The sequence below is a fragment of the Cupriavidus sp. Agwp_2 genome (assembly GCF_040784895.1).
GTDB lineage: Bacteria > Pseudomonadota > Gammaproteobacteria > Burkholderiales > Burkholderiaceae > Cupriavidus.
On sequence record NZ_CP088084.1, the window covers coordinates 2440467 to 2463071 of the forward strand.

Annotated in this window: 17 protein-coding genes; 6 read left to right on the plus strand and 11 right to left on the minus strand. The window is 68.6% G+C overall.

Annotated features, from left to right (window positions below; genetic code table 11):
- Positions 1-6: 6 nt before the first annotated feature.
- Together LPA45_RS28805 and LPA45_RS28810 are read right to left on the minus strand one after the other, a co-directional pair.
- Positions 7-1446: an NAD-dependent succinate-semialdehyde dehydrogenase gene (locus LPA45_RS28805; protein ID WP_029047530.1), complete on the minus strand. Its 1440-nt coding sequence runs from the start codon at positions 1444-1446 to the stop codon at positions 7-9.
- A gap of 220 nt (positions 1447-1666) precedes the next feature.
- A complete protein-coding gene (locus LPA45_RS28810; RefSeq protein ID WP_116319466.1) occupies positions 1667-2461 on the minus strand; it encodes an MHYT domain-containing protein in 795 nt (264 codons plus the stop codon).
- A gap of 380 nt (positions 2462-2841) precedes the next feature.
- Between LPA45_RS28810 and LPA45_RS28815 the strand changes: the two genes are divergently transcribed.
- From LPA45_RS28815 to LPA45_RS28830, 4 genes are all read left to right on the plus strand, one after another.
- Entirely contained in the window at positions 2842-4296 is a 1455-nt protein-coding gene (locus tag LPA45_RS28815) for an MATE family efflux transporter (RefSeq protein ID WP_317922742.1), read from the plus strand.
- A 495-nt stretch (positions 4297-4791) separates the two neighbouring features.
- Positions 4792-5253: a tripartite tricarboxylate transporter TctB family protein gene (locus LPA45_RS28820; protein ID WP_116319468.1), complete on the plus strand. Its 462-nt coding sequence runs from the start codon at positions 4792-4794 to the stop codon at positions 5251-5253.
- Between the two features lie 13 nt (positions 5254-5266).
- Entirely contained in the window at positions 5267-6769 is a 1503-nt protein-coding gene (locus LPA45_RS28825; protein WP_063237226.1) for a tripartite tricarboxylate transporter permease, read from the plus strand.
- A gap of 220 nt (positions 6770-6989) precedes the next feature.
- On the plus strand, positions 6990-7298 hold the full coding sequence (locus tag LPA45_RS28830) for a helix-turn-helix transcriptional regulator (protein ID WP_116319469.1): 309 nt from the start codon (positions 6990-6992) through the stop codon (positions 7296-7298).
- A gap of 20 nt (positions 7299-7318) precedes the next feature.
- On the opposite strand, the gene LPA45_RS28835 is transcribed toward LPA45_RS28830, so the two are convergent.
- The 9 genes from LPA45_RS28835 to LPA45_RS28875 all read right to left on the minus strand — a co-directional run bounded on the left by LPA45_RS28835 (position 7319) and on the right by LPA45_RS28875 (position 17731).
- On the minus strand, positions 7319-7687 hold the full coding sequence (locus LPA45_RS28835; RefSeq protein WP_116319470.1) for a VOC family protein: 369 nt from the start codon (positions 7685-7687) through the stop codon (positions 7319-7321).
- Between the two features lie 223 nt (positions 7688-7910).
- Positions 7911-8693 (minus strand): DUF4397 domain-containing protein, encoded by a 783-nt coding sequence (locus LPA45_RS28840; protein WP_116319471.1) that lies wholly within the window; start codon positions 8691-8693, stop codon positions 7911-7913.
- 379 nt (positions 8694-9072) lie between these two features.
- A complete protein-coding gene (locus LPA45_RS28845; protein ID WP_367395062.1) occupies positions 9073-10119 on the minus strand; it encodes a PleD family two-component system response regulator in 1047 nt (348 codons plus the stop codon).
- A gap of 82 nt (positions 10120-10201) precedes the next feature.
- Entirely contained in the window at positions 10202-11245 is a 1044-nt protein-coding gene (locus tag LPA45_RS28850) for a chemotaxis response regulator protein-glutamate methylesterase (RefSeq protein WP_116319472.1), read from the minus strand.
- A complete protein-coding gene (locus LPA45_RS28855; protein ID WP_317922713.1) occupies positions 11242-13551 on the minus strand; it encodes a hybrid sensor histidine kinase/response regulator in 2310 nt (769 codons plus the stop codon). Before LPA45_RS28855 ends, LPA45_RS28850 begins: the two co-directional genes overlap by 4 nt.
- On the minus strand, positions 13548-14312 hold the full coding sequence (locus tag LPA45_RS28860) for a chemotaxis protein CheW (protein ID WP_317922712.1): 765 nt from the start codon (positions 14310-14312) through the stop codon (positions 13548-13550). The genes LPA45_RS28855 and LPA45_RS28860 overlap by 4 nt, the downstream gene beginning before the upstream one ends.
- Entirely contained in the window at positions 14305-15591 is a 1287-nt protein-coding gene (locus tag LPA45_RS28865) for a CheR family methyltransferase (protein ID WP_317922710.1), read from the minus strand. The genes LPA45_RS28860 and LPA45_RS28865 overlap by 8 nt, the downstream gene beginning before the upstream one ends.
- A complete protein-coding gene (locus LPA45_RS28870; RefSeq protein ID WP_317922709.1) occupies positions 15588-16061 on the minus strand; it encodes a chemotaxis protein CheW in 474 nt (157 codons plus the stop codon). The genes LPA45_RS28865 and LPA45_RS28870 overlap by 4 nt, the downstream gene beginning before the upstream one ends.
- 53 nt (positions 16062-16114) lie before the next feature.
- Positions 16115-17731, minus strand: a complete 1617-nt coding sequence (locus tag LPA45_RS28875; protein WP_317922708.1) for a methyl-accepting chemotaxis protein — start codon at positions 17729-17731, stop codon at positions 16115-16117.
- 319 nt (positions 17732-18050) lie between these two features.
- On the opposite strand from LPA45_RS28875, the gene LPA45_RS28880 reads away from it, so the two are divergent.
- Together LPA45_RS28880 and LPA45_RS28885 are read left to right on the plus strand one after the other, a co-directional pair.
- Positions 18051-19379 carry a bifunctional diguanylate cyclase/phosphodiesterase gene (locus LPA45_RS28880; protein WP_116319477.1) on the plus strand — a complete coding sequence of 443 codons (1329 nt, stop codon included), beginning with the start codon at positions 18051-18053 and terminating at the stop codon, positions 19377-19379.
- A 324-nt stretch (positions 19380-19703) separates the two neighbouring features.
- Positions 19704-22589: a DUF6600 domain-containing protein gene (locus tag LPA45_RS28885; RefSeq protein ID WP_317922706.1), complete on the plus strand. Its 2886-nt coding sequence runs from the start codon at positions 19704-19706 to the stop codon at positions 22587-22589.
- Positions 22590-22605: the final 16 nt, after the last annotated feature.

Genomic DNA, 22605 nt, shown 5'->3' on the forward strand with positions numbered 1-22605 from the left:
TTGGCTTCAGACCTGGGTGATGAACTTGGTCACCAGGTAGCCATCGAACGTCTCCAGGCCACCCTCGCTGCCAATGCCCGAATCCTTGATGCCGCCGAACGGTGTCTCGGCCAGGGCCATGCCGAAGTGGTTGATGTTGACCATGCCCGCTTCCAGCCCGTTGGACACTTCCGTCGCGGTCTTCAGCGAGTTGGTGAACACATACGAGGCCAGGCCGAAGGGCAGGCTGTTGGCGCGGCGCAGCACTTCGGCGGTGTCCTTGAAGCGCGTGACCGGTGCCACGGGACCGAACGGCTCGTCGGTCATCAGGCGCGAATCGTCGGGCAGGTCGGTCACCACGGTCGGCGCGAAGAAATAGCCCTTGTCGTTGCCGAGCGCGCTGATGCGCGAGCCGCCGGCCACCACCTTGCCGCCGCGCTGGCTGGCGTCGTCCAGGAACTGCTCCATCGACAGCACGCGGCGCTCATGCGCCAGCGGGCCCATCTGGGTGCCGTCGTCCAGGCCATTGCCGACCTTGATCGAGCCGATCACCTCGGTAAAGCGCGCCAGGAACTTGTCGTACGCCTTTTCCTGGACGTAGAAGCGCGTCGGCGACACGCACACCTGGCCGGCATTGCGCAGCTTGAAGCGCGCCAGCATTTCGGCGGCGGGCTCGATGTCGGCGTCGTCGAACACCAGCACCGGCGAATGCCCACCCAGCTCCATGGTCACGCGCTTCATGTGCGCGCCGGCCAGCGCGGCCAGCTGCTTGCCTACCGGCACCGAGCCGGTGAACGAGATCTTGCGCACGATCGGCGATTCGATCAGGTAGGTCGAGACTTCGCCGGGCACGCCCCAGACGATGTTCAGCACGCCCGGGGGCAGGCCGGCGTCATGGAACAGCTGGGCCAGCGCCACCACCGCGCTGGGCGAGTCCTCCGGCCCCTTCAGGATCAGCGTGCAGCCCGCGCCCACCGCGGCCACGATCTTGCGGATCGCCTGGTTGAACGGGAAGTTCCACGGCGTGAACGCGGCGCAGACGCCGATCGGCTCGCGCACCACGATCTGGCGCACATTGGGCTGGCGCGGCGGGATCACGCGGCCGTAGATGCGTCGGCATTCCTCGGCGTGCCAGTCGGCATGCTCGGCGCAGACCATGATTTCGCCGATGGCTTCGGCCAGCGGCTTGCCCTGGTCCAGCGTGATATTGCGGCCGATGTCCTTGGCGCGCTCGCGGGCCAGCTCGCCTACGCGGCGCAGGATCTTGCCGCGCTCCAGCGGCGAGGACTTCTTCCAGCTCTCGAACGCGCGCTGCGCGGCGGCGAGCGCGCGGTCCAGGTCGGCGCGGGTTGCGTGCGGCAGCTTGCCGAGCACTTCCTCGGTGGCCGGATTGATGACGTCCTGCTCGCGCCTGTCGCCTCCCTTGATGAATTCACCGTCGATATAGAGGGCGAGATCCTGGTACATGCGTGTTCTCCTTGGTGGCGTTCGATGGGCGAAGGGCAAGGCCGCGGCGGCGGGCAACCCCGCGGCCGCGGCCATCAGCGAAAACGCAAGCTTACCCCGACTGCGGCGATCATGCAGTGGGCGCTGCTCCCCGGCCGGGCGCAGGCAAGGTGGAAAGTGCGGCAGCGGTCCCGCCGGGTCGGGGCGGATGCGCGCCTGGCCGGGCCCGGGCCCGTGGCGCTCAGGCCAGGTCGCGCGGCCGGGCGGCGGCGGTGGCGGCGGTGGCGGCGCCGGTGCGGGTGGCTTCCACCACCAGGATCACCAGCAGCGTGATCAGCGTCAGGCCGAACACGGCATAGCCGATGCTGTCGCCCTCGATGGCGAACAGGCTCGGCGCATAGGTGGGGGTGGTGCAGACCATGGTGCCGGCGGACATGCCCGTGTAGTGCATGCCGCAGACCGCCACGCCCATCACCACCGCCGCGGCCAGCTGCTTGCCGCGCGTCGTCACCGTGGTGGCCAGCCACAGCGCCACCACCGATACCACCACGGCAATCACCGCCGACAGCGCGATCACGCCCAGGTCCCAGTCAAAGCGGGTATTGGAGCGGATTGCCTCCATGCCGGTGTAGTGCATCGCCACCACGCCCAGCCCGGTCAGCACGCCGCCCTTCACCACGTTGTCGGAGCGGCTGCCGCGCGGACGCGAGGCGATGGCCAGTCCGGTGCCGGCGAGCACCATGACGACGAGCAGCGATGCCAGCGTCATGAACAGCCCGAACTCGCGGTGGGTCGGCGTCTGGTACGCCACCATGCCGATGAAATGCATTGACCAGACCGCGCCGCCGCCCAGTGCCACGCTGGCGCACAGCAGCCGGTCAACGTCCAGCCGCCCGTCTGGCAGCCGTATGCGCCGCGACCAGCGCAGCCCCACGTAGGCACCGCAAACCGAGATCAGGAACGACAGGGCCACCATGGGCCAGTCATAGGCGTACGGCACCACGGTGCCGGGAACAGGCTGGAAACCGACAAACATGACCCCACCTCCTCGAACGAACCGCGACAGGAACCGCGACTGAAGGGCGCGCGCGTACGATACGCTGCGCTTGCTGCCGGAACTTCGTGGGAATGCGTGATGCGTGATGTGGAAACGGCAAGCGGCCTCTGCGGGCCGGTCCGTGGCGTGCCGGTTTGGCGCACCGCCTCTGCCAGGCGCCGCCCCGCACCGAGTATGCGTGGGGCAGCATTGGCCCGGAATAACTCATTCAGGTAAAAAAATGCGGGGCAAAGCCGCGCGGCCCACGCTTGTGACGGCAGCTTCGCAGCGATAGACTGGCCGGATTTCCCGATGCCATCCAACGCACCCTGGGCGCCGGGGCGCGGCGCCGGCCGCCGCAGCTCCGCGCCATGCCTCCGATGAAGCCAGACGCCAGACTGACCACCGGCCCGATCGGCCGCACGCTGCTGCTGTTCTCGTTGCCGGTGCTCGGCAGCAACATCCTGCAATCGCTGAACGCCTCGATCAATTCGGTCTGGGTCGGGCGCTTTCTTGGCGAAGCCGCGCTGACGGCGACCTCCAACGCCAATATCATCCTGTTCTTCCTGCTTGGCGTGGTGTTCGGCATCAGCATGGCCAACACCATCATGATCGGGCAGGCAGTGGGTGCCCGCGACCTGGACGAGGCGCGGCGTGTGGTCGGCACCAGCACCACGTTCTTTGTCGCGCTGTCGGTGCTGGCGTCGGTGCTCGGCTTTGTCTATACGCCCGACATCCTGGCGGCGATGCGTACGCCGGAAGACGCCGCGCCGCTGGCGGTGAGCTACCTGCGCATCATCTTCCTGGCGCTGCCGTTCATGTACTTCTACAACTTCGTGATGATGACGCTGCGCGGCGCGGGCGATTCACGCACGCCGTTCTGGTTCATGCTGTTGTCGGTGGTGCTGGACGTGGCGCTCAACCCAGTGCTGATCTTCGGCGTCGGGCCGCTGCCTGCCATGGGTATCGCAGGCTCGGCGCTGGCGACGCTGATCGCGCAACTGGTCAGCCTGGCGGCGATGATGGTGCTGCTTTATCGCCGCCGGCATTTCCTGCTGCTGCATCGTGGCCAGCTTTCGCTACTGCGCCCGGCCCCGGCGATCCTGCGTGCGCTGGTGCCGAAGGGGTTGCCGATGGGGTTGCAGATGGTCGTGATCTCGTCGTCGGCGATCGTGATGATGGCGCTGGTCAACGCTTATGGCTCGCAGACGACGGCGGCTTATGGCGTGGCGTCGCAACTGTGGACGTATGTGCAGATGCCGGCGCTGGCGGTTGGTGCCAGCGTGTCGTCGATGGTCGCGCAGAATGTTGGGGCCGGGCTGTGGCAGCGGGTTTCGCGCATCACGCGTGTGGGGTTGGTGTTCAATGTGGCCATGACTGGGGCGTTGGTTGGCCTGATCTACCTGTTCAATCGGCATTCGCTCGGCATCTTTCTTGGTGGCGACAGCGTTGCCATTGGCATCGCGCAGCATATCAACGTGGTGGTGCTTTGGTCGTTTATCTTGTTTGGCTTCACTATTGTTATTTTTGGTACGGTACGCGCTACTGGGGCGGTGATGGCGCCGCTGGTGATTTTGTTCTTGTCGATGTGGGTAATCAGGTTGCCTTTTGCGTGGCTGCTTGGTGAGCGCATCGGGGCGGATGCGATCTGGTGGAGTTTTCCGCTGGGGTCGGTGGTGTCGTTGGGGCTTGCCGCTGCGTATTACCAGTTTGGGGACTGGCGGCGTAGTCATATCCTGCCGGCTGGCGGGCATCCTGGGGAGGCGGTGGGGCAGGCGCCTGATACGAGTATGGGGACGCCTTGTGAGGATGTGGGGGTGGAGCAGGTTCGGTGAGTTTGATTTGTTCTCGCTGCGCTTGAGATCTGCTCAAAGCCCCCAGGAACAATCAGGCATCCAAAACTGAAAGCCATTCGAAAGATCAACCTGTCATCCTGCCACCGCTGGTACTCCCTCCCAGCACACGCGCCTGTACATGCAAGCGCGTCTTAACGGCCGCGCCTTGCCCTGACGCAAGCGCGCGCGCCGTCTTATTCGCCAGGCCAAAATCCCCTCAGTTCTGCCTGCGCCGACGAGCCCTTCCACAGCAGAAGCAATGCGAACAAATACATCACAGAGTGATGTATTAACTCACGCGCAGCTATCAAAAAACCCCTTGTTTCAAGGCGTATCGGTAAATACCCCTAAACCAAGACAAATGAAAGGCACCTGAAAGATCACCTCTTTAAGGTTCGATCCAACCGTCGGGAACCATGCCTTTCGCATGCCGCGTTGCGCCAGAGCCGGCGCACGTCCCGGCCTTGCTTTTCATGAACTTCGAGGAGAATCGTTTTGCGCATACGCAGCCAAAAGGACTTTGCCTCCGGCCTGATGTTTATCCTGGTCGGTCTGGGCTTTTCCTGGGTCGCACGCGGCTATTCCATGGGAACGGCGGCGAAGATGGGGCCCGGATATTTCCCCTTCCTGTTGGGCCTGGTGCTCGCCGTGCTGGGCGCGGTGGTGCTGCTGGGCTCGCTCTCGTCCAAGGGTGAGGAAGACCATCTCGCCCGCTGGGACCTGAAGACCCTTCTGTGGATCCTGGGTTCGGTCGTGCTGTTCGGGTTGCTGCTCAAGCCGCTCGGCATGGTGCTGTCCGTGTTCGTGCTGGTCCTGGTGTCGTCGATGGCGAGCCATGAATTCAGCTGGAAGGGCGCGCTGCTCAACGGTGTGGTGCTGGTGCTGATCAGCCTGGGCGCCTTCGTCTACGGCATCAACCTGCAGATGCCGGTGTGGCCGGCCTTCATTACCGGCTAAGGAGTCGCACACCATGGAATTGTTTGACCATCTTGCGCTGGGCTTTTCCACAGCCCTGTCGCTGCAGAACCTGGCCTATGCCTTCCTGGGCTGCGTGCTGGGTACGCTGATCGGCGTGCTGCCGGGCCTGGGGCCGCTGGCTACCATCGCCATGCTGCTGCCGATCACCTATACGCTGCCGCCGGTGGCCGCGCTGATCATGCTGGCCGGCATCTACTACGGCGCCCAGTACGGCGGTTCGACCACCGCCATCCTGGTGAACCTGCCGGGTGAATCGTCGTCGGTGGTGACGACCATCGACGGCTACCAGATGGCAAGGCGAGGGCGAGCGGGGGTGGCGCTGGCCACCGCCGGCCTGGGCTCGTTCTTCGCCGGGTGCGTGGCCACGCTGATCCTGGCCGCATTTGCCACGCCGCTGTCGGAGATCGCGTTCAAGTTCGGCCCGGCCGAGTACTTCTCGCTGATGGTGCTGGGCCTGATCGGTGCCGTGGTGCTGGCCTCCGGCTCGCTGCCGAAGGCGATCTCGATGATCGTGCTGGGCCTGCTGCTGGGCCTGATCGGTACTGACGTGAATTCGGGCGCGGCGCGTTTCTCGTTCGACGTGCCGGAACTGACCGACGGTATCGACTTCGTGGCACTGGCCATGGGTATGTTCGGCTTCGCGGAAATCATCGCCAACCTGGAGCAGAAGGAAGCCCGTGAGACCTTTACCAACAAGGTCACCAACCTGTTCCCGACCAGGGAAGACTTCAAGCGCATGATCCCCGCGGTGCTGCGCGGCACGGCGCTGGGTTCGGCGCTGGGTATCCTGCCGGGCGGCGGGGCGGCACTGGCATCGTTCGCGGCCTACTCGCTGGAGAAGAAGACCTCCAAGTTTGCGCACGAGTTCGGCAAGGGCGCGATCGAGGGCGTGGCGGGTCCGGAATCGGCCAACAACGCCGCGGCGCAGACCTCCTTCATCCCGCTGCTGACGCTGGGCATTCCGCCCAACGCGGTGATGGCGCTGATGGTGGGTGCGATGACCATCCACAACATCCAGCCCGGCCCGCAGGTGATGACCAGCAACCCGGCGCTGTTCTGGGGCCTGATCGCCTCGATGTGGATCGGCAACCTGATGCTGATCATCCTGAACCTGCCGATGATCGGTATCTGGGTGAAGCTGCTGACCGTGCCGTATCGCTTCCTGTACCCGGCCATCCTGACGTTCTGCTGCATCGGCGTCTACTCGGTCAACAACCAGACCTTCGACGTGTTCATGGCTGCCGGCTTCGGCATCATCGGCTACCTGTTCCTGAAGTTGAAGTGCGAGCCCGCGCCGCTGCTGCTCGGCTTCGTGCTCGGGCCGATGATGGAAGAGAACTTCCGCCGCTCGCTGCTGCTGTCCCGTGGCGACTTCACCGTGTTCGTGACACGTCCGCTGTCGGTCGGCCTGCTGATCGCGGCTGCCGCACTGGTGGCGGTGGTGGCCCTGCCGTCGATCAAGGCCAAGCGCGAAGAGGCGTTCCAGGAAGAATAGCGTCGCGCGCCCCCGGGATTGCGCCGTCGGAACGGTTCACCCGAGACGGCGCATCACAACGCAAGCGTTTCGGGGTGCCTCTGTGCACCCCGTTTTTCTTTGGACCGCGGCCCCTGGCCGAAGCCGGTCCGCCGACAAGAGAGTGCCCGACTGCGGCAGCAGTCATGGGCTGCGCATGATGATCAGGATTCCCGCACCATCGGGTGCGCCGACAGCGCCCATGAAACCGCCAACATTTGACCGGTTTTTCTCACGTATCTACGTCCTGAAGCTCGTGCAGTCGAGCCCTGCGACGGTCCTGAACTTGGTCGAGCGCCTGCGCGAGCGGGGCATCGACAAGAACATCCGCTCGCTGCGCCCGGTGCTGCGCAGCCTGATGATGGCGCGTGCCATCACCGCCGAACTGGTGGAAGGCAGCGGCCGTGTCTACTGCATTACGGAGCGCGGGCGCGCCGAGCTGGAGCAGTACATCTCGCACCTTGCGGTGCTGAAGGCCGAGCTGGCACCGGAGGAGGGCGAGCAGGGCTGACGGGCAAGCCCTTCTGCTCGTCATTCCCTCGTAAAGATCTCCAGGAAATGCTTGCTCGGGTCTTCGAAATAGACCCGGCGGCCGCCATCGTCGGTGTTGACTTCTTCTGGCCGCCGGCGGTACGGGTCGGCCCAGTACATCAGGTTGCGCGCGCGGATGCGGGCAAAACTCTGGTCGAACTCGGCATCGCTGAGCAGGAAGGCATAGTGTTGCAGGGCAACATCGCCTTCGGCGTCCATGAAGTCCAGGGTGACGCCGTTGTCGAGCCGGACTCCGAGAAATGGCCCGAACGGCACCGCCTCGGGGCGTCCGAGGATCTCGCAAAGGAAGTCGGCGGATACCTTCTTGTCATGGGAAAACACGATGGTGTGGTTGAGCTGGATGGCCATGTCTCAATCTCCCCGAAGGATGTGTGCAGGAAGCAGCGCGCGAATTGCCGCAACGGGCAGCGTCGCCACGCACGTTCCCCCCATAGCGTACAGGCTCGGCACCCGAATGTCGTCAGTCGCGGCCGGACCGAGTGCATGGAATGAAAGCAGGCCGGTCCTGTGGACCGGCCTGCAGCGCTTGCCTGCGCGCATGGCACAGGCAAGGGGATGCTTGCTTGTTGCGTTATTGCGTGACCAGCTCCAGGCCGGCCTGCGATTCGTCGTTGCCACGCGCCACCAGCACCTTGATCTTGTTCGGCACGGTTGCGCCGATGCCGTCGACCGGAATGGTGGTGATCAGCCAGTCGGCGTTGTTGTCCAGCGTCAGCGCGCCGGAATCAAAGATCACGGTCTTGGTCCCTGCCGCCGTGATGCGCAGGCGATAGGTGCCGCCGTCCATGTCGACCGAGTCAACGCCTGAAGCGGGCGCTGCCTGCTTGTACCCCACGTTGCTAAAGTTCGGACCCACCGAGTTGATATCGATCGCCGGCATGGTCAGGTAGAAGTCAACTGCCTGGGCATTGAACGAAGCGTTCAGCGTGCGCACGCGCGCCTTGTTGGACAGCAGGCCCTTCTCGAACGGATCATCGATCTGCAGCACTTCGGCCCCCGTGGCGCCAGGCAGGGCAACCACCGTGTACTTGTGGCCGGTCGCTGCCGTCACGACTGCGCGGCCGAGTTCGGTCTGCGTGCCAGCCGTGTTGAACGAGATCAGCTGGTTGCCGGTTTCAACGTTGAAGTAAGTCGAGACGAACTTGTACGGCTTGTTGGTGAAGCTGGTCAGCGCGCCGTTCTGCCGGATGTCGACGTTGGGACCGCCGGTGACCGCATGGATCGCGCGGATGGTCGGCTTGCTCAGGCCGACGCGATCGTCGATACCGTCATCGCCGCCGCCGCCGCAGGCGGACAGGATTGCCGTTGCGGCCAGCGCGAGGCCGAGGATAAGGCTGGTCTTGGATCGGAACATGGGTCACCTCTTACCGTTGGATTCAGAGACGATCTGGCCCATGCCGCGGGACGGGAGCGCCGATAGCGTGGCCAGTTGGCTTTCTGCGTGGGTTGCAGACGCGTTGAAGAACGCGCGTGCCGTGATGCAACGATAGGTATGAAGGGTGGTGCGAGACAGGCGCGCGGTTCCGAATTCCCTGTCGGAGGAATCCCACAAGCCACAGTGCCCAAAATCCGTCCGAAATGCGGCAAAGCGTGAGCGGGCATAGGGTGGCGGCTGGCGGCCCGACGCGCAGGCTTGTGCGGGCCCGCGGCAACTACTGTGTAACCGGTTGTTGCAAGGGGCGAGGCGCCAGATTGACGCCGTCATTAAGGCAATGGTTTTGGCGCGATCGGACTCATCCGTGCGGCAGCGACATCATGACCTGGTTGCGCCCGTTGCGCTTGGCCTGGTAAAGACCCGCATCGGCGACTTCCACCAGCCGGCTCGACGGCTCGCCGGCCTGCGGTACCAGCAGCGCGCCGCCGATGCTGACGGTCACGCAATCGCTGGTGGGCGAGCCGCTGTGCGCGATGGCAAGGCCCTGCACCGCGCGGCGGACTTTCTCGGCCAGCAGCCGCACGCCGCCGGGCGAGGTGCCCGGCAGCACCATCGCGAACTCTTCGCCGCCGAAGCGCGCGGGCAGGTCAGAGGGCCGCGCGCAGTTGTCCTTGATCACCGCGGCCACGCGCCGCAGCACGTCGTCGCCGGCGACGTGGCCATAGGTATCGTTGTAGGCCTTGAAGGCGTCGACATCGATCATCACCAGCGCCAGCTGCGTTTGCTCGCGCTGCGCGCGACGCCATTCCGCACCGAGGTACTCGTCGAAGTAGCGGCGATTGGAGAGCCCGGTGAGGCCGTCCGAGTTGGTCAGCCGCTGCAGTTCCAGGTTGGTTTCGAGCAACTGCTGCTGGCTTTGCCGCAGCGCACGGTAGGCTTCGTCGCGTTGCAGCAGGTTCAGGTACGAGCGCGAGTGGTAGCGGATGCGCGCGATCAGCTCGATGCTGTCGGGCAGCTTGACCAGGTAGTCGTTGGCGCCGGCGGCGAAGGCCGCGCTTTTCATCGAGGCCTCTTCCTTGGTCGACAGCACGATGATCGGGATATCGCGCGTGGCGGCGTTCTCGCGATAGTGGCGGACCAGCGTCAGTCCGTCCACGCCCGGCATGACCAGGTCCTGCAGGATCACCGTGGGGCGGGTGCGCTGCGCCACGGCGACGGCCTCGTCGGGCTGCGAGCAATAGTGAAAATCGATGTCGGGCTCGGTGGACAGCGCACGGCGCACCGCTTCGCCGACCATGGCCTGGTCGTCCACCAGCAGCACCATGACCTGGTAGTCCTGTGTGGTGCCAGGCGTGGCAGCCGTGGCGGCCGCATTGGGTGAAGAGGCAGGGTATTGGGGTTGCATGCTGTAATCCTGGGTATTCGGTCCCGCTGCCGGGCGGGATGTCGTCGAACGGTCTGGTGGCGCTCAGCGTGTTCAGGGGCGCTCAGGGCAAGGGAGACGGCATGGGGGCCGGCAGGCCGCTGCGCCCGCATGCCTGCACCAGCCGCGGCGCGATGCGGTTCAGCGGCAGGATCTCGGCGGCCGCGCCGATTGTCGCCGCCGCTTTCGGCATGCCGTACACCGCGCTGGTGGCGCGATCCTGTGCGATCGTCAGGAAGCCCCGGTCGCGCATCGCTTTCAGGCCGAGCGCGCCGTCGCGGCCCATGCCGGTCAACAGCACGCCGACCACGTCGCCGCGCCAGTGTTCGACCACGCTTTCAAAAAAAACATCGATGGAGGGCCGGTACAAGTAGTCGCACGGCTGCTCGGTGTAGACCATGCGCGTCGGGCTGGCCAGGCGCAGGTGGTCGTTGGTGCCGGCCAGCAACACCGTGCCGGCCTGCGGCGTGTCGCCGGCGCGGGCGATGCGCACCGGCAGCGCGCACTGGCCATCGAGCCAGTCGGCCATGCCGGCGGCAAAGGCCTCGTCGACGTGCTGCACGGCCACCACCGCCGCGCCGAAGTCGGCCGGCAGCGCGCCCAGCAACGTCGCCAGCGCGGCGGGGCCGCCGGCGGAAGCGCCGATCGCTACCAGCCGCGGCGCGGTCAGCGCGCGCGGGGCGGCTTGCAGTGTGTGCTGCGGGGCCACGCGGCCCGCCAGCAGCCGGCCGATATTGCGCATCTTGCGCAGCAGCGGGCCGGCCGCAAGCTGCGCATCGGCTTCCGCCAGCGTGGGCGTATCGACCGCGTCGATGGCCCCGTGTCCCATCGCGTCGAACACCTGCGCGGCATTGCGGCCGAGATCCATGGTGACGACCACGATCGCGCAAGGCGTGGCCGCCATGATGCGGCGCGTGGCCTCGACGCCGTCCATCACTGGCATCAGCAGGTCCATCAGGATCAGGTCGGGCGTGCGGGCCGCCGCCATCTGCACGGCCTGTTCGCCGTCGCCGGCGACCCAGGCGACCTCGAAGGCGGGGTCCAGCGCGATGGCGCGGCGCAGCGCGGCGACCGCGAGCGGGGAATCGTTGACGATGCCGATTTTCATGAGCGTGCCTCGCCGATCAGGTCCTGCACCGCGTCGAGCAGCGCGGCGTCGTGGAAACTGCCCTTGGCCAGATAGTAGTCCGCGCCTGCTTCCAGGCCGCGCTGGCGGTCCTGTTCGCGGTCCTTGTACGACACCACCATCACCGGCAGCTGGCGCAGCGCGGCATCATGGCGGATCCTGCTCACCAGCTCGATGCCGTCCATGCGCGGCATGTCGATGTCGGTAATGACCAGGTCGAAGGGCTCGGCGCGCAGCACGTTCCAGCCGTCCATGCCGTCGACCGCCACCGCGACATCGTAGCCGCGCCCGGCCAGCAGCTTGCGCTGCAGCTCGCGCACGGTGAGCGAGTCGTCCACCACCAGCACGCGCCGCGCGCGCGACTGCACGCTGGCTTCGGCGGCCTGGCGCACGCCTTCGATGCGGCCTTCGGAGACCAGCTTCTCGACCGAGCGCAGCAGGTCCTCCACATCGAAGATCAGCACTGGCGTGCCGTCGTCGGTCAGGCTGCCGGCGGCAATGTCTTTCACCTTGCCCAGCGCGGCGGGCAGTGGCTGCACCACCAGCAGCCGCTCGCCCAGCATGCGGTCGACCGCGATGCCGTAGGTGCGTTCGCCCTCGCCGACGACGATCACCTGCACGTCGTCGTGCTCGGGCGCGGCGCTCTCCGGCCGCTGCAGCACCTGCGCCGCGCTGACCAGGCCGACGGCGCGGCCCTCATGGCGGAAATGCTGGTGGCCTTCGGTCTGCTCGATCTGCGCGCGCCCGACCGCGGTGGCGCGCAGCACGCGCCCGAGCGGGAAGGCATAGGCCTCGCCCGCGACCTCGACCAGCAGCGTGCGCACCACCGACAGCGTCAGCGGCAGCTCGAGCTGGAAATGCAGGCCCTGTCCGGGCTGCTGCGTCAGGCGCAGGCTGCCGCGCACGCGTCGCACCATCTCCTGCACCGCGTCCAGCCCCACGCCGCGGCCGGAGACTTCCGACACGGTGTCGCGCATGCTGAAGCCGGGCAGCAGCAGGAAATCGAGCAACTCCGCTTGCGACAACCGCGCCGCGGTGTCTTCCGAGGCCAGGCCGCGGCGCACGATCGCGCGCCGCAGCGCGTCCAGGTCCACGCCGGCGCCGTCGTCGAAGATCTCGATCACCAGCCGGCCGGCGTTGTGGCGCGCCTGCAGCGTGACGCGGCCTTCGGCGGGCTTGCCCTGTGCCTGGCGCACCGCGGGCGGCTCGATGCCGTGGTCCACGGCGTTGCGCAGCAAGTGGGCGAGCGGGGCGTCGAGCGCTTCCAGGATGTCACGGTCGACCTGGGTGCCGGCGCCGACCAGTTCCAGGTGCACGGACTTGCCCAGCGTGCGCCCCAGGTCGCGGACCATGCGCGCGTAGCCGGTCAGGCCATCCGCCAGCGGGCGCATGCGCGAACCCAGTGCGCTGTCGTAGAGCCGGCGCGCAAGGCGCGTGGCACGGTGGTCGTACTGGTCGAATTCATCGGCCCGCCGCGACAGCTCGCCATGCCCGTCGTCGAGCAGCTGGCGCAACTCGGCCAGCGCCGCGCGCGCGCCGGCGTTGTCCCCGAGCGTGTCCTGCAGCGCGTCCTGCAGCGCGTCGGCGACGCGAAGGGCGCGCGCCTGCTGGCGCCTGGCCTTCTGCAGCGCCTGGCTGAAAGGCCGCAGCCAGTGCGATTCGACCATGGCCTCGCCGGACAGCGCCAGCAGCTGGTCCAGGGCATCGGCACTGACGCGCAGCATGCGTTCCTGCGCCTCGCCGGCGGCGGTCGGCTGCGGCAGGGTCTCCACTGCCTGCGGCCGCGGGACGGGTGCGGATGGCGCAGGTGGCACGGCGGGCGCGTCGCCTGCCTGCACGGTCGAGGGCGCGGCCATCGGAGCGGTGGCAGGCGGCAAGGCCAGGCCGCCGTCCAGCGTGCCCAGCCGCTGCACCACCGCATCGATCCCGGCGCGGCCGGCAGCGTCGGCCCAGCCTGGATCGCCGCCGGGCGGATGGCCGATGCGCAGCAGCAGGTCGGTACCCTGCAGCAGCGCGTCGATGTGCGCGGCGGCCAGCGGCATGCCGCCTTGCGCGGCCACCAGGCAGTCTTCCATCGCGTGTGCGATGCGCACGCCGGCATCGAGCCCGACGATGCGCGCTGCGCCCTTGAGCGAATGCGCCGCGCGCATGCACGCTTCCAGGTGCTCGGCGGCGGCCGGGTTGCGTTCCAGCGCCAGCAGCCCGGCGTTGAGGATCTCGGCCTGCGATTCAGCCTCGAGCGCGAACAGCTCGAGCAGGGAGGCGTCGCGCAATTGTTCCGGGTTCATGCCAGGCTCCGTGCCAGGGCCTGGCGCAGCAGGGTCGCGTCGAGCAGGCCGACGCTGCGGCCCTGGTCCAGGAACAGCGCCTGCGAGTAGTGCGCCGACGCCCGGCCCAGCGTGGCCGGCAGCGGCTGCAGCGCGGGCCTGGCCACGCGCACTACGCCGGATACTTCGGCCACCGGCAGCGCAAGCGCGGCGCGGCCCTGCCCGAGGATCAGGAAGCGGCTGCCCGCGGCCTCGCCGGCATCGACGGTAGCGGGCCTGGCACTGCGGGTGCCGGCGCCGGAGCCAAACAGCCGTGCCAGCGACAGGCACACCAGCAGGTTGCCGCGCACGGCTGCCAGGCCAAGCACGGCGGCATCGCGGCGGTGCGGCAGCGAATGCACCGGGCACGGCGCGGTGACTTCGCCCAGCGCCGCGGTCGGCAGCGCCAGCCATTCGTCACCGATGCGGAAGACCAGGCACGACAGCGCCGTGCCATCCCCGGTGTACGGGCCGTCTGCTTCCGCGGCGAGCATTGCCGCGTCGGGCAGTGAATCGGCGAGCTGGTCCAGTTGCTGCGCATCCAGCAGCATGGCAGCGGCTTGCGCGTAGGTGGGGCAGTTGCGGCAGTGCGCATGCTCGGCCAGCGCCGGGCAGGAGCCGTCGCCGCGCACGCCGATGCGGCGCCAGCAATCGTCCACCACGACGGTGGCCGCGGAGGTGTCCGCGAAGTTGCCTGAGGACCCCGCGAATGTGCCCGAGAAAGTGCCTTGCGGTTCAGCCATGATGCTTGCGGGTATGGCGTTGCGCGCGGTGGCGCAGGCGCATGGCGCCGTCGTGGTCGCCTTCGGTGTCGAGCAGCGCGGCCAGGTGATACAGGCTTTCCTGGTGCGACGGGTCCAGGTACAGCGCCTTGCGGTAGGTGGCGTGCGCCTGCGCGGTGCGGCCGGCGGCGTCGTGCAGCACGCCCAGCATGCACCAGGCACCAACGGCGCCGGCAGTCGTGCCGATGCGCTCGAGCAGCGCCTGGCAGGCGGCGGTGGCGGCCTCCAGCTCGCCGCGGTCGGCCATGCCGGCGATGCGGGCCAGTTCGGCGGCGTGTGCATTGGCAGGCGGGGCGGGTATGGCGGGCCAGGCAGCCACCGTGGCCGGACGCGCGGGTACCGGCCGGGCTGGCACCGGCGCGCGCGGCAGGCGCGGCGGCGCGGCCATCCTCGCCACCTGCGGCGGATGGGCGGTAGCGGCCGGCGCCGCGCGCAAGGGGACGGGCGGCGCCGGCTTGCGGAAGGCAAAGGTCAGCGGCACGCCCACTGGCACCAGCCCCTGCGCGCTCAACAAACTGGCCTCGGCCGGACCGACGAAGAGCAGGCCGTCGGCCATGGTAAGCCGCGCCAGCATCTGCACCGCGCGCCGCTGGTCGGGCGCATCGAAATAGATCAGCAGGTTGCGGCAGAACACGAAGTCATAGGGTGGCTCGCCGGCGAGCAGGTTGGCATCGAACAGGTTGCCCTGCAGCAGCCGCACCTGCGCACGCACACGCGGGTCCAGCGCGTAGCCGGCGGGGCTGGCCGTGAAATAGCGGTCGCGGAAGTCGAGCGGTCCGCTGCGGAAGGCGTTGGCGCCGTACTCGCCCTGGCGCGCGCGCGCCAGCGCACGCGCGCTGATGTCGACGGCGTCGACGCGGAAGCGCGCCGCGGGCACGCCGGCATCGAGCAGGGCCATGGCAATCGAGTAGGGCTCTTCACCAGTGGAGCAGGGCAGGCTGAGCACGCGCAGCGTGCGCGTGCCGTTCGCAAATACGCGCTCGGCAGCGAAGCGGCCAAGCTCCAGCAGCGCTTCGCGGTGCCGGAAGAACCAGGTCTCGGGCACTACCACGGCCTCGATCAGCGCCTGGAACTCGCCCGCGGTGCCGTGCAGCAAGTTCCAGTACGCCTGCGTGTCGGCCGCCTGCACCGCCTGGCTGCGCTCGCGCACCGCGCGTTCCACCGCGCCGCTGCCAATGGCATCGGCGTCCAGGCCGATGCGGGCCTTGAGCAGGGCCTCGATGTGCGTGGCAGTGCTCATGCTGTGTCTCCGGACGTGTCGGCGAACAGCATCGCATGGATTTCGTCTGGCAGCAGGGCGTCGATGCGCACCCACTGCACCAGGCCGCGCGCGTCATGGCGCACCGGCCCCAGGTAGCGCGGGCTGGCGCCCGCAATGCCGCCGTCGACGAAGGATTCGGCCGGGCAGCGCAGCATCTGCGTGGCGGACTCCAGCCGCAGGCCCAGCAGCCGGGGCGCCGCGGTGCCGCGATGGCGGTAGTAAACCAGCACCGTGCGCGTGCTGGTGCGCAGCGCCGCCGGCACGCCGGTGGCCAGCGCGGGCAGGTCGATCACCGGCACCGGCTGGCTGCGGCGCTCCATCATGCCGGCCACCCAGGGGGGCGCGCCGGGAATCTGCTTCAGGCGCGTCAGCGGCAGCACCTCGGCGACCTCCGCCGCATCGAGCGCGTAATGGTCGGCGCCAAGGCGGAACAGCAGGAAGAGCTTCATGGTCGCGAGGCGGAAAACATGGCAAAGGCAGCGCGGCAGGCCGACGTGGCCGCCTAGACCTTGAAGCGCGAGACGCCGCTGCGCAGGTCGTTGGCGACCAGCGTCAGCTCGTCGATGGCCTGGCTCGACTGGCGCAGCGAGTCGACCGTCTGCTGCGCGGCCTCCGACAACTGCATCAGCGCCTGGTTGATCTGCTCGGCGCCCCCGGCCTGTGCCTGCATGCCTTCGCTGACCATCACCACGCGCGGCGCCAGCGACTGCACCTGCGCGATGATCTGCGACAGCTGGTCGCCCACCTGCGTCACCTCCGACATGCCGCGGCGCACTTCCTCCGAGAACTTGTCCATGCCCATCACGCCGGCGGCCACGGCCGACTGGATCTCGCGCACCATCTGCTCGATGTCGTAGGTGGCCACCGCGGTCTGGTCGGCCAGGCGGCGGATCTCGGTGGCCACCACCGAGAAGCCGCGGCCGTACTCGCCGGCCTTCTCGGCCTCGATCGCGGCATTGAGCGACAGCAGGTTGGTCTGGTCGGCCACCTTGGCGATGGTGGTCACCACCTGGTTGATATTGCCGGCCTTCTCGTTCAGCGTGGCGAGCTTGCCGTTGACCGAGCCGGCGGCTTCCATCACGTGCTGCATGGTGCCTTCCATGCGCGACAGGCCCACCTGCCCGGTGCCGGCCAGCCCGGCCGCCTGCTCGGCGGCGCTGGACACCTCATGGATGGTGCGCACCAGGTCGCGCGCGGTAGCCGAGATCTCGCGCGAGGTGGCGCCGATCTGCGTGGTGGTGGCGGCGGTCTCGGTGGCGGTGGCCTGTTGCTGGCGCGCGGTGGCGGCAATCTCGTTGACCGAGGTGGTGACCTGGATCGCGGTGCGCTGGGCCTGGCCCACCAGCGAGGTCAGCTCGCCGGTCATCTGGTTGAAGCCTTCCTCGACCTCCAGGAACTCGTCCTTGCGGCGCAGCGCCATGCGCAGGCGCAGGTCGCCGCCACGCATGCCGGTGAGCAGGCCGACGATCGACTGCATCGGCACGGTGATCGAACGCAGCAGCAGGTAGCCGCAGACCACCGCGACCAGCAGGGCGACGACCAGCGCGGCCTCGATGCCGATCTTGGCCGCGTTGACGGCGTCGTCGATGCCGCGCGCGGCGCGTGCATTGACCGCGCTGTTGTCGTCTACCAGGTGCTGGGCCGCCTTGCGCGCGGCGATCCAGCGATCATGCACGTTGCCGCGCAGGGCAGCTACCGCGGCCGCGCCGTTCCAGTCGCCGGGCTGGACCAGCAGCTGTGCGGCCTGTTCATACTGGGCGCGCAGGTCGCGGTAGGCCTGGAAGGCGACCCGGTCGTCGCTGCGCGTGATCGAGTCCTCGTACTGCTGCTCCAGCTTGTCCAGGCGCGCGGCGGCATTCTGGCTCTCCTGCTGGAAGCTGCGCCGCTCGGCGTCGCCGGAGGCATTGATAGTCTGCCAGGCGAGCACATAGCGCTCGCCCCAGACGCCGCGGATGCCGGTGCTGTAGTTCAGCCCCGGCAGCGCGTCATGCAGCATCAGCGTGGTTTCGCGCTCGATCGCGGTCAGCCGCGTGTACGCGACCACGCCCATCAGGGCCATGACCAGCAGGATCATGGAAAAGCTGGCCAGGATGCGGGTGCGGATGGTCCAAGCGTTCACGGTGAAGGTCCCGGTTATGTTCTTGTTCAGGGTGGGGCAGTGGCTACGGAGCACAGGCTCCGGGGAGCGGCCAATGCCCGCATCGCCGCGTCCAGGGCGGCTTCCGGCGGCGCGGCCGCTGGCACTGCCCTGGTGCGCGGTAGGGTACTGTAAGCCGGATGCCGATTCAACGCGCAATGGCGCGGCGGGCTCGCCAGCGTTGCGCCGCCGCATTGGGGTTTCGGCAGCCGGCGGGAACTTCTTGATTTTTTCCAAGTTTTCGTCACACTTGCTAAATTGCTAGCGGGTAACAATGTCGACAATTACAGATGGGGCAGGGATGGTGGCCAAGTCCGGCGCGAAGGCGGCTGGCGCCTCGCCAGGCTCGGATCTCGATCCGCTGACCGGCGTTGACAATCGCCAGGGGTTTCTGAAGCGGCTGGAGGCGCGCCTGCAGGCTGAGGCAGTGCCCCGCTGCGCATTGCTGCTGATCGGCATCGACGATTTCCGTGCCTTCAACGATATGCACGGCCATGTCGAGGGCGACGTCATCCTGCAGCGCGTGGCCCGGCGCCTGCGCGACGCATCGCCGCGCGATGCTGCCATCGGCCGCGTCGGCAGCGATGAGTTCGGCGTGCTGCTGCCTTCCATTTCCGATCCCACGCTGGTCCGGCATGTTGGCGCGGCGATCCTGTCAATGCTGTCTTCCCCGCATGAGCACGCCGGGCGCCGCCACCATGTGCTGGCCAGCATCGGTGCCTGCGTGATCCCCGCCGCCGGCGAACAGGGCTCTGACGTCCTCGCCGCCGCGAGCCTGGCGCTGGCCCGTGCCAAGCACGATGGCGGCCGCACCATCCGCTTCTTCAAGCCGCAGATGCGCTCGGACGTGACCGCCCGGCTGTCTCTGGTGCAGGCCCTGCACGAAGCCTACGCGCAGCGCCAGTTCGAACTGCTGTACCAGCCGCAGGTAGACCTGCGCGACGGCCGCATCCGCGGCGCCGAGGCGCTGATGCGCTGGCGCCATCCGACCCGGGGCCTGGTGGTGCCGGCGCTGTTCATCGATGCGCTGGCCGCCAGCAGCATCGCCAGCGATGTCGGCATGTGGCTGCTGCAGACCGCGTGCGCGCAGGCGCGCGCCTGGGCACTGGCGTTCCCGCAGCCGCCGCGCGTGGCGATCAACCTGTTTGCCGCGCAACTGTCCGAAAGCCGCCTTCTGACCGAGGTGCGCCACGTGCTGCGCGCGCTGGAGCTGGCACCGGAATGCCTGGAAATCGAGATTACCGAGACCATCGCGCTGCAGCAGGGCGACGAAGTCTCGGACCAGTTGCAGGCGCTGCGCCGAGACGGCGTGACGCTGACCTGCGACGATTTCGGCACCGGCTATGCGTCGCTGAGCTTCCTCAAGTCGTTCCCGGTGGATCGGCTGAAGATCGACCAGTCCTTTATCCGCAATGTCACCCAGGATCCGGTCGACGCCGCGATCGTGCGCTCGGTGATCAACGTGGGCAAGAGCCTGCACATCGGCGTGGTTGCCGAGGGCGTCGAAACCACCGACCAGCGCGACTTCCTGCTGGCCAACGACTGCTACGAGGCCCAGGGCTACCTGTATGGGCGGCCGATGCCGGCCGACCGCGTGACCGAACTGTTGCGCCAGCAGCAAGGCGGCTGAATCCGCCGCCGGCCAGCAGCCGGCATGCGCCGGGCTTGGCCATAGCGGCAATAGTTGTTTCCACCTTTGACGGCCGGCGTGCCGCCGCGCATCGCCGGCCCCCCGCCTTCCCGCCCGCCGCCTGCCTCGCGCCCGGTTGCGCCGCGAGCCGCCGTGCCACATGGCGAAATACGCGCTTACAAAGTCCGCCGCGCGGGCCGTGCTGCCTGGCTTCCCGGCAATGTATGGTGACAATAGGATGGCGCGTTGCCATTGGCTTCGCCGATCGGCCTCCGATCAGTGGGCCCGCGCCGCATCCGGAGCGTCTTGTCCCGACCTGAAATCATGTCCGAATCCGTCCAACCTGATGGTACCCGCCCGCTTGCCGGGCCGCGCAGCCGGCTCGCCCTGACCACGCTGGCCGCCGCGGCCGCCCTGGCGGTGGCGGCTGCTGCACTGGCCCAGGTGCCGGCACCCGGCCAGCCCTACCTGGACGCGCCGGTGGCCGACGCCGCGGTCGCGCAGGCCGACCCGTCCGCCCGCATCGCCACGCTGACCGCGGTCGAAGGCAACCTGAGCTTCGCGCCGGCGGGCTCGGATCAGTGGGCCGCCACGGGCCTGAACCGGCCGGTCACCACGGGCGACCGGCTGTGGATGGACGCCGGCGGCCGCGCCGAGCTGCATGCCGGCACGGTCGCCATGCGCATGGGCGGCGCCACCGCGGCCAGCATCCTGAACCTGGACGACGACACCACGCAGGTCAAGCTGACGCAGGGCACGCTGCAGGTACGCGTGCGCGCGCTGCCGCAGGACCAGACCGTCGAGATCGATACCCCCAACCTCGCCTTCGTGCCGCGCGAACCGGGCGACTACCGGCTCGACGTGGCGCCGGACGGCAGCACCACCACGGTGACGATGCGGCATGGCAGCGCCATGGTCTACGGCGACAGCCGCTCGATCGAACTGCAGCGCGGCGACCGCATGCGCTTTGCCGGCACCGACCTGGCCGACGCCGGCGGCGGCCCCGTTGCCGACGACGGCTTCGACCGCTGGACCTTGGCACGCGACGCCCGCGAAGACGCGTCGCCGTCGGCCCGCTACCTGCCGCGCGAAATGCCTGGCTACGCGGCGCTCGATGACTACGGCGACTGGCAGGAAGAACCCGCCTATGGCGCGGTCTGGTTCCCGCGCGCCGTCAGTGCAGGCTGGGCACCCTACAGCGTCGGCCACTGGGCCTGGGTCGCGCCATGGGGCTGGACCTGGATCGACGATGCCCCATGGGGCTTCGCCCCGTCGCATTACGGACGCTGGGCCTATGTGGGCACGCGCTGGGGCTGGGTGCCGGGCCCGCGCGTGCGGCCGTGCTACTCGCCGGCCGTGGTCGCCTTTGTCGGCGGTGGCGGCGGCGGGCACGGCTGGAGCGGCGTGCATGTGGGCGGCGGCCCCGGCGTGGCGTGGTACCCGCTGGGCCCGCGCGATGCCTACCGGCCGGCATACCGCGCCAGCCCCAGCTATGTGGCGCGTATCAACCGTGTCACCGTCAACAACTTCGTGATGGGCGACCGGGGTCGGCCCGCGCCCTACGCCAACCGCAACGTGCCTGGCGCCATCACCGGCATGCCGGCGCGCAATTTTGTCGAGGGACGCCCGGCGCGCGGCATGCATCGCGCCGAATGGCGCAACCTGCCGGCGGGCGAGGCACGCGGTGGCCCGCCGGTGGCGCCCGTCAAGAACAGCCTGGTCGGCGCCGCGCCGGTGCGGCAACTGCCGCCGCAAGCACGCCCGGGCTTCGAGCGCCAGGCGATCGCGGCGCATCCGCCGGGGCGGCCGGCAACCGATGATCTCGCCCGCCGCTTCGCCCGCGAGGGGGGCGTGGTCCCCGGCGCGGGCCCGGCCTGGCGTGGCGGCGCCGAGCAACGCCCGGGGCGGCCGGGGCGCGAGGCGCAGCGGATGCCAGACGTGCGCATGAGCCAGGCAGCCCTGGCCGCACGCGAGCAGCAGCCGCGCGCCGGTCGGCCAGACCCGGGTCAGGGCCCGGATGGCTGGCGCGGCAATGGCCGCGGACAGAGCGCGCGTCCCGACGACGCACGCGGCTTCGCCGGCCAGCCCGATGCGCAACGGCAGGCGCAGGCCATGCAGCGCGAACAGCAGCGGCAGCAGCAGGAAGCGACGGAGCGCCACCAGCAGGAACAGCAGCGCCAGTGGCAAGGCCAGCCGGGCCGCGAACAGCAGCAGGCGCGCGAACAGCAGCGGCAGCAGCAGGAAGCGATGGAGCGCCACCAGCAGGAGCAGCAGCGCCAGTGGCAGGGCCAGCCGGGCCGCGAACAGCAGCAGGCGCGCGAACAGCAGCGGCAGCAGCAGGAAGCGATGGAGCGCCGCCAGCAGGAACAGCAGCGCCAGTGGCAGGGCCAGCCGGGCCGCGAACAACAGCAGGCGCGCGAGCTGCAGCGCCAGCAACAGGAGGCGGTGGAGCGGCGCCAGCAGGAACAGCAGCGCGCGCAGCAACGCCAGTGGGCGGACGGACAGGATCGCCCCGATACGGCGCGCCAGTCGCAAGAGATGCAGCGCCAGCGTTTCGAGCAGCAACGCCAGATGCAAGAGGCGCAGCAGCGTCAGGCGCAGGACGCCCAGCAACGCCAGATGCAGGAAAGCCGCCAGCGCCAGGCGCAGGACGCGCAGCGCCAGCAGCTGGACCAGCAGCGCCAGGCGCAGGACGCGCAACGCCAGCAGATGGACCAGCAGCGGCAGGCGGGCGAGCAGCAGCGTCAGCAGGTGGAGCGCCAGCGCCAGATGGCCGAGCAGCAGCGTCAGGGCCAGGAGATGCAGCGCCAACGCTTCGAGCAGCAGCGGCAGATGCAAGAGGCGCAGCAGCGCCAGGCCCAGGAAGCCCAGCAGCGCCAGGCGCAGGCGGCCCAGCGCCAGCAGATGGAGCAGCAACGGCAAATGCAGGAACAGCACCGTCAGATGCAGGAGCAGCAACGCCAGCAGGCCATGCAGCGCCAGCAGGCAGAGCAGCAGCAACGCGCCGCGCAGGCGCAGCAGCGGCAGATGCAGGAGCAGCAGCGGGCGATGCAGGAGCAGCAGCGCCATCAGCAGGAGCAGCAGCGGCAGATGCAGGACCGCCAGCGCCAGCAGCAGGAACAGCAGCGCCAGCAACAGCAACAGCAGCGCGCCCAGCACGACCGTGGGCAGATGGAAGCACGCAATCGTGACGGCGACAGGCGCCAGTAGCGGCGGTGGCCCACCG

Excerpts from the sequence above, each read along its gene's own strand:
- LPA45_RS28870 (WP_317922709.1), bottom strand. The coding sequence starts at position 16,061 with ATGAAGCTCTTCCTGCTGTTCCGCCTTGGCGCCGACCATTACGCGCTC.
- LPA45_RS28835 (WP_116319470.1), bottom strand. The coding sequence starts at position 7,687 with ATGGCCATCCAGCTCAACCACACCATCGTGTTTTCCCATGACAAGAAG.
- LPA45_RS28880 (WP_116319477.1), top strand. The coding sequence starts at position 18,051 with ATGGTGGCCAAGTCCGGCGCGAAGGCGGCTGGCGCCTCGCCAGGCTCG.
- LPA45_RS28850 (WP_116319472.1), bottom strand. The coding sequence starts at position 11,245 with ATGAAAATCGGCATCGTCAACGATTCCCCGCTCGCGGTCGCCGCGCTG.
- LPA45_RS28830 (WP_116319469.1), top strand. The coding sequence starts at position 6,990 with ATGAAACCGCCAACATTTGACCGGTTTTTCTCACGTATCTACGTCCTG.
- LPA45_RS28805 (WP_029047530.1), bottom strand. The coding sequence starts at position 1,446 with ATGTACCAGGATCTCGCCCTCTATATCGACGGTGAATTCATCAAGGGA.
- LPA45_RS28860 (WP_317922712.1), bottom strand. The coding sequence starts at position 14,312 with ATGGCTGAACCGCAAGGCACTTTCTCGGGCACATTCGCGGGGTCCTCA.
- LPA45_RS28865 (WP_317922710.1), bottom strand. The coding sequence starts at position 15,591 with ATGAGCACTGCCACGCACATCGAGGCCCTGCTCAAGGCCCGCATCGGC.
- LPA45_RS28840 (WP_116319471.1), bottom strand. The coding sequence starts at position 8,693 with ATGTTCCGATCCAAGACCAGCCTTATCCTCGGCCTCGCGCTGGCCGCA.
- LPA45_RS28810 (WP_116319466.1), bottom strand. The coding sequence starts at position 2,461 with ATGTTTGTCGGTTTCCAGCCTGTTCCCGGCACCGTGGTGCCGTACGCC.
- LPA45_RS28885 (WP_317922706.1), top strand. The coding sequence starts at position 19,704 with ATGTCCGAATCCGTCCAACCTGATGGTACCCGCCCGCTTGCCGGGCCG.
- LPA45_RS28825 (WP_063237226.1), top strand. The coding sequence starts at position 5,267 with ATGGAATTGTTTGACCATCTTGCGCTGGGCTTTTCCACAGCCCTGTCG.
- LPA45_RS28815 (WP_317922742.1), top strand. The coding sequence starts at position 2,842 with ATGAAGCCAGACGCCAGACTGACCACCGGCCCGATCGGCCGCACGCTG.
- LPA45_RS28845 (WP_367395062.1), bottom strand. The coding sequence starts at position 10,119 with ATGCAACCCCAATACCCTGCCTCTTCACCCAATGCGGCCGCCACGGCT.
- LPA45_RS28855 (WP_317922713.1), bottom strand. The coding sequence starts at position 13,551 with ATGAACCCGGAACAATTGCGCGACGCCTCCCTGCTCGAGCTGTTCGCG.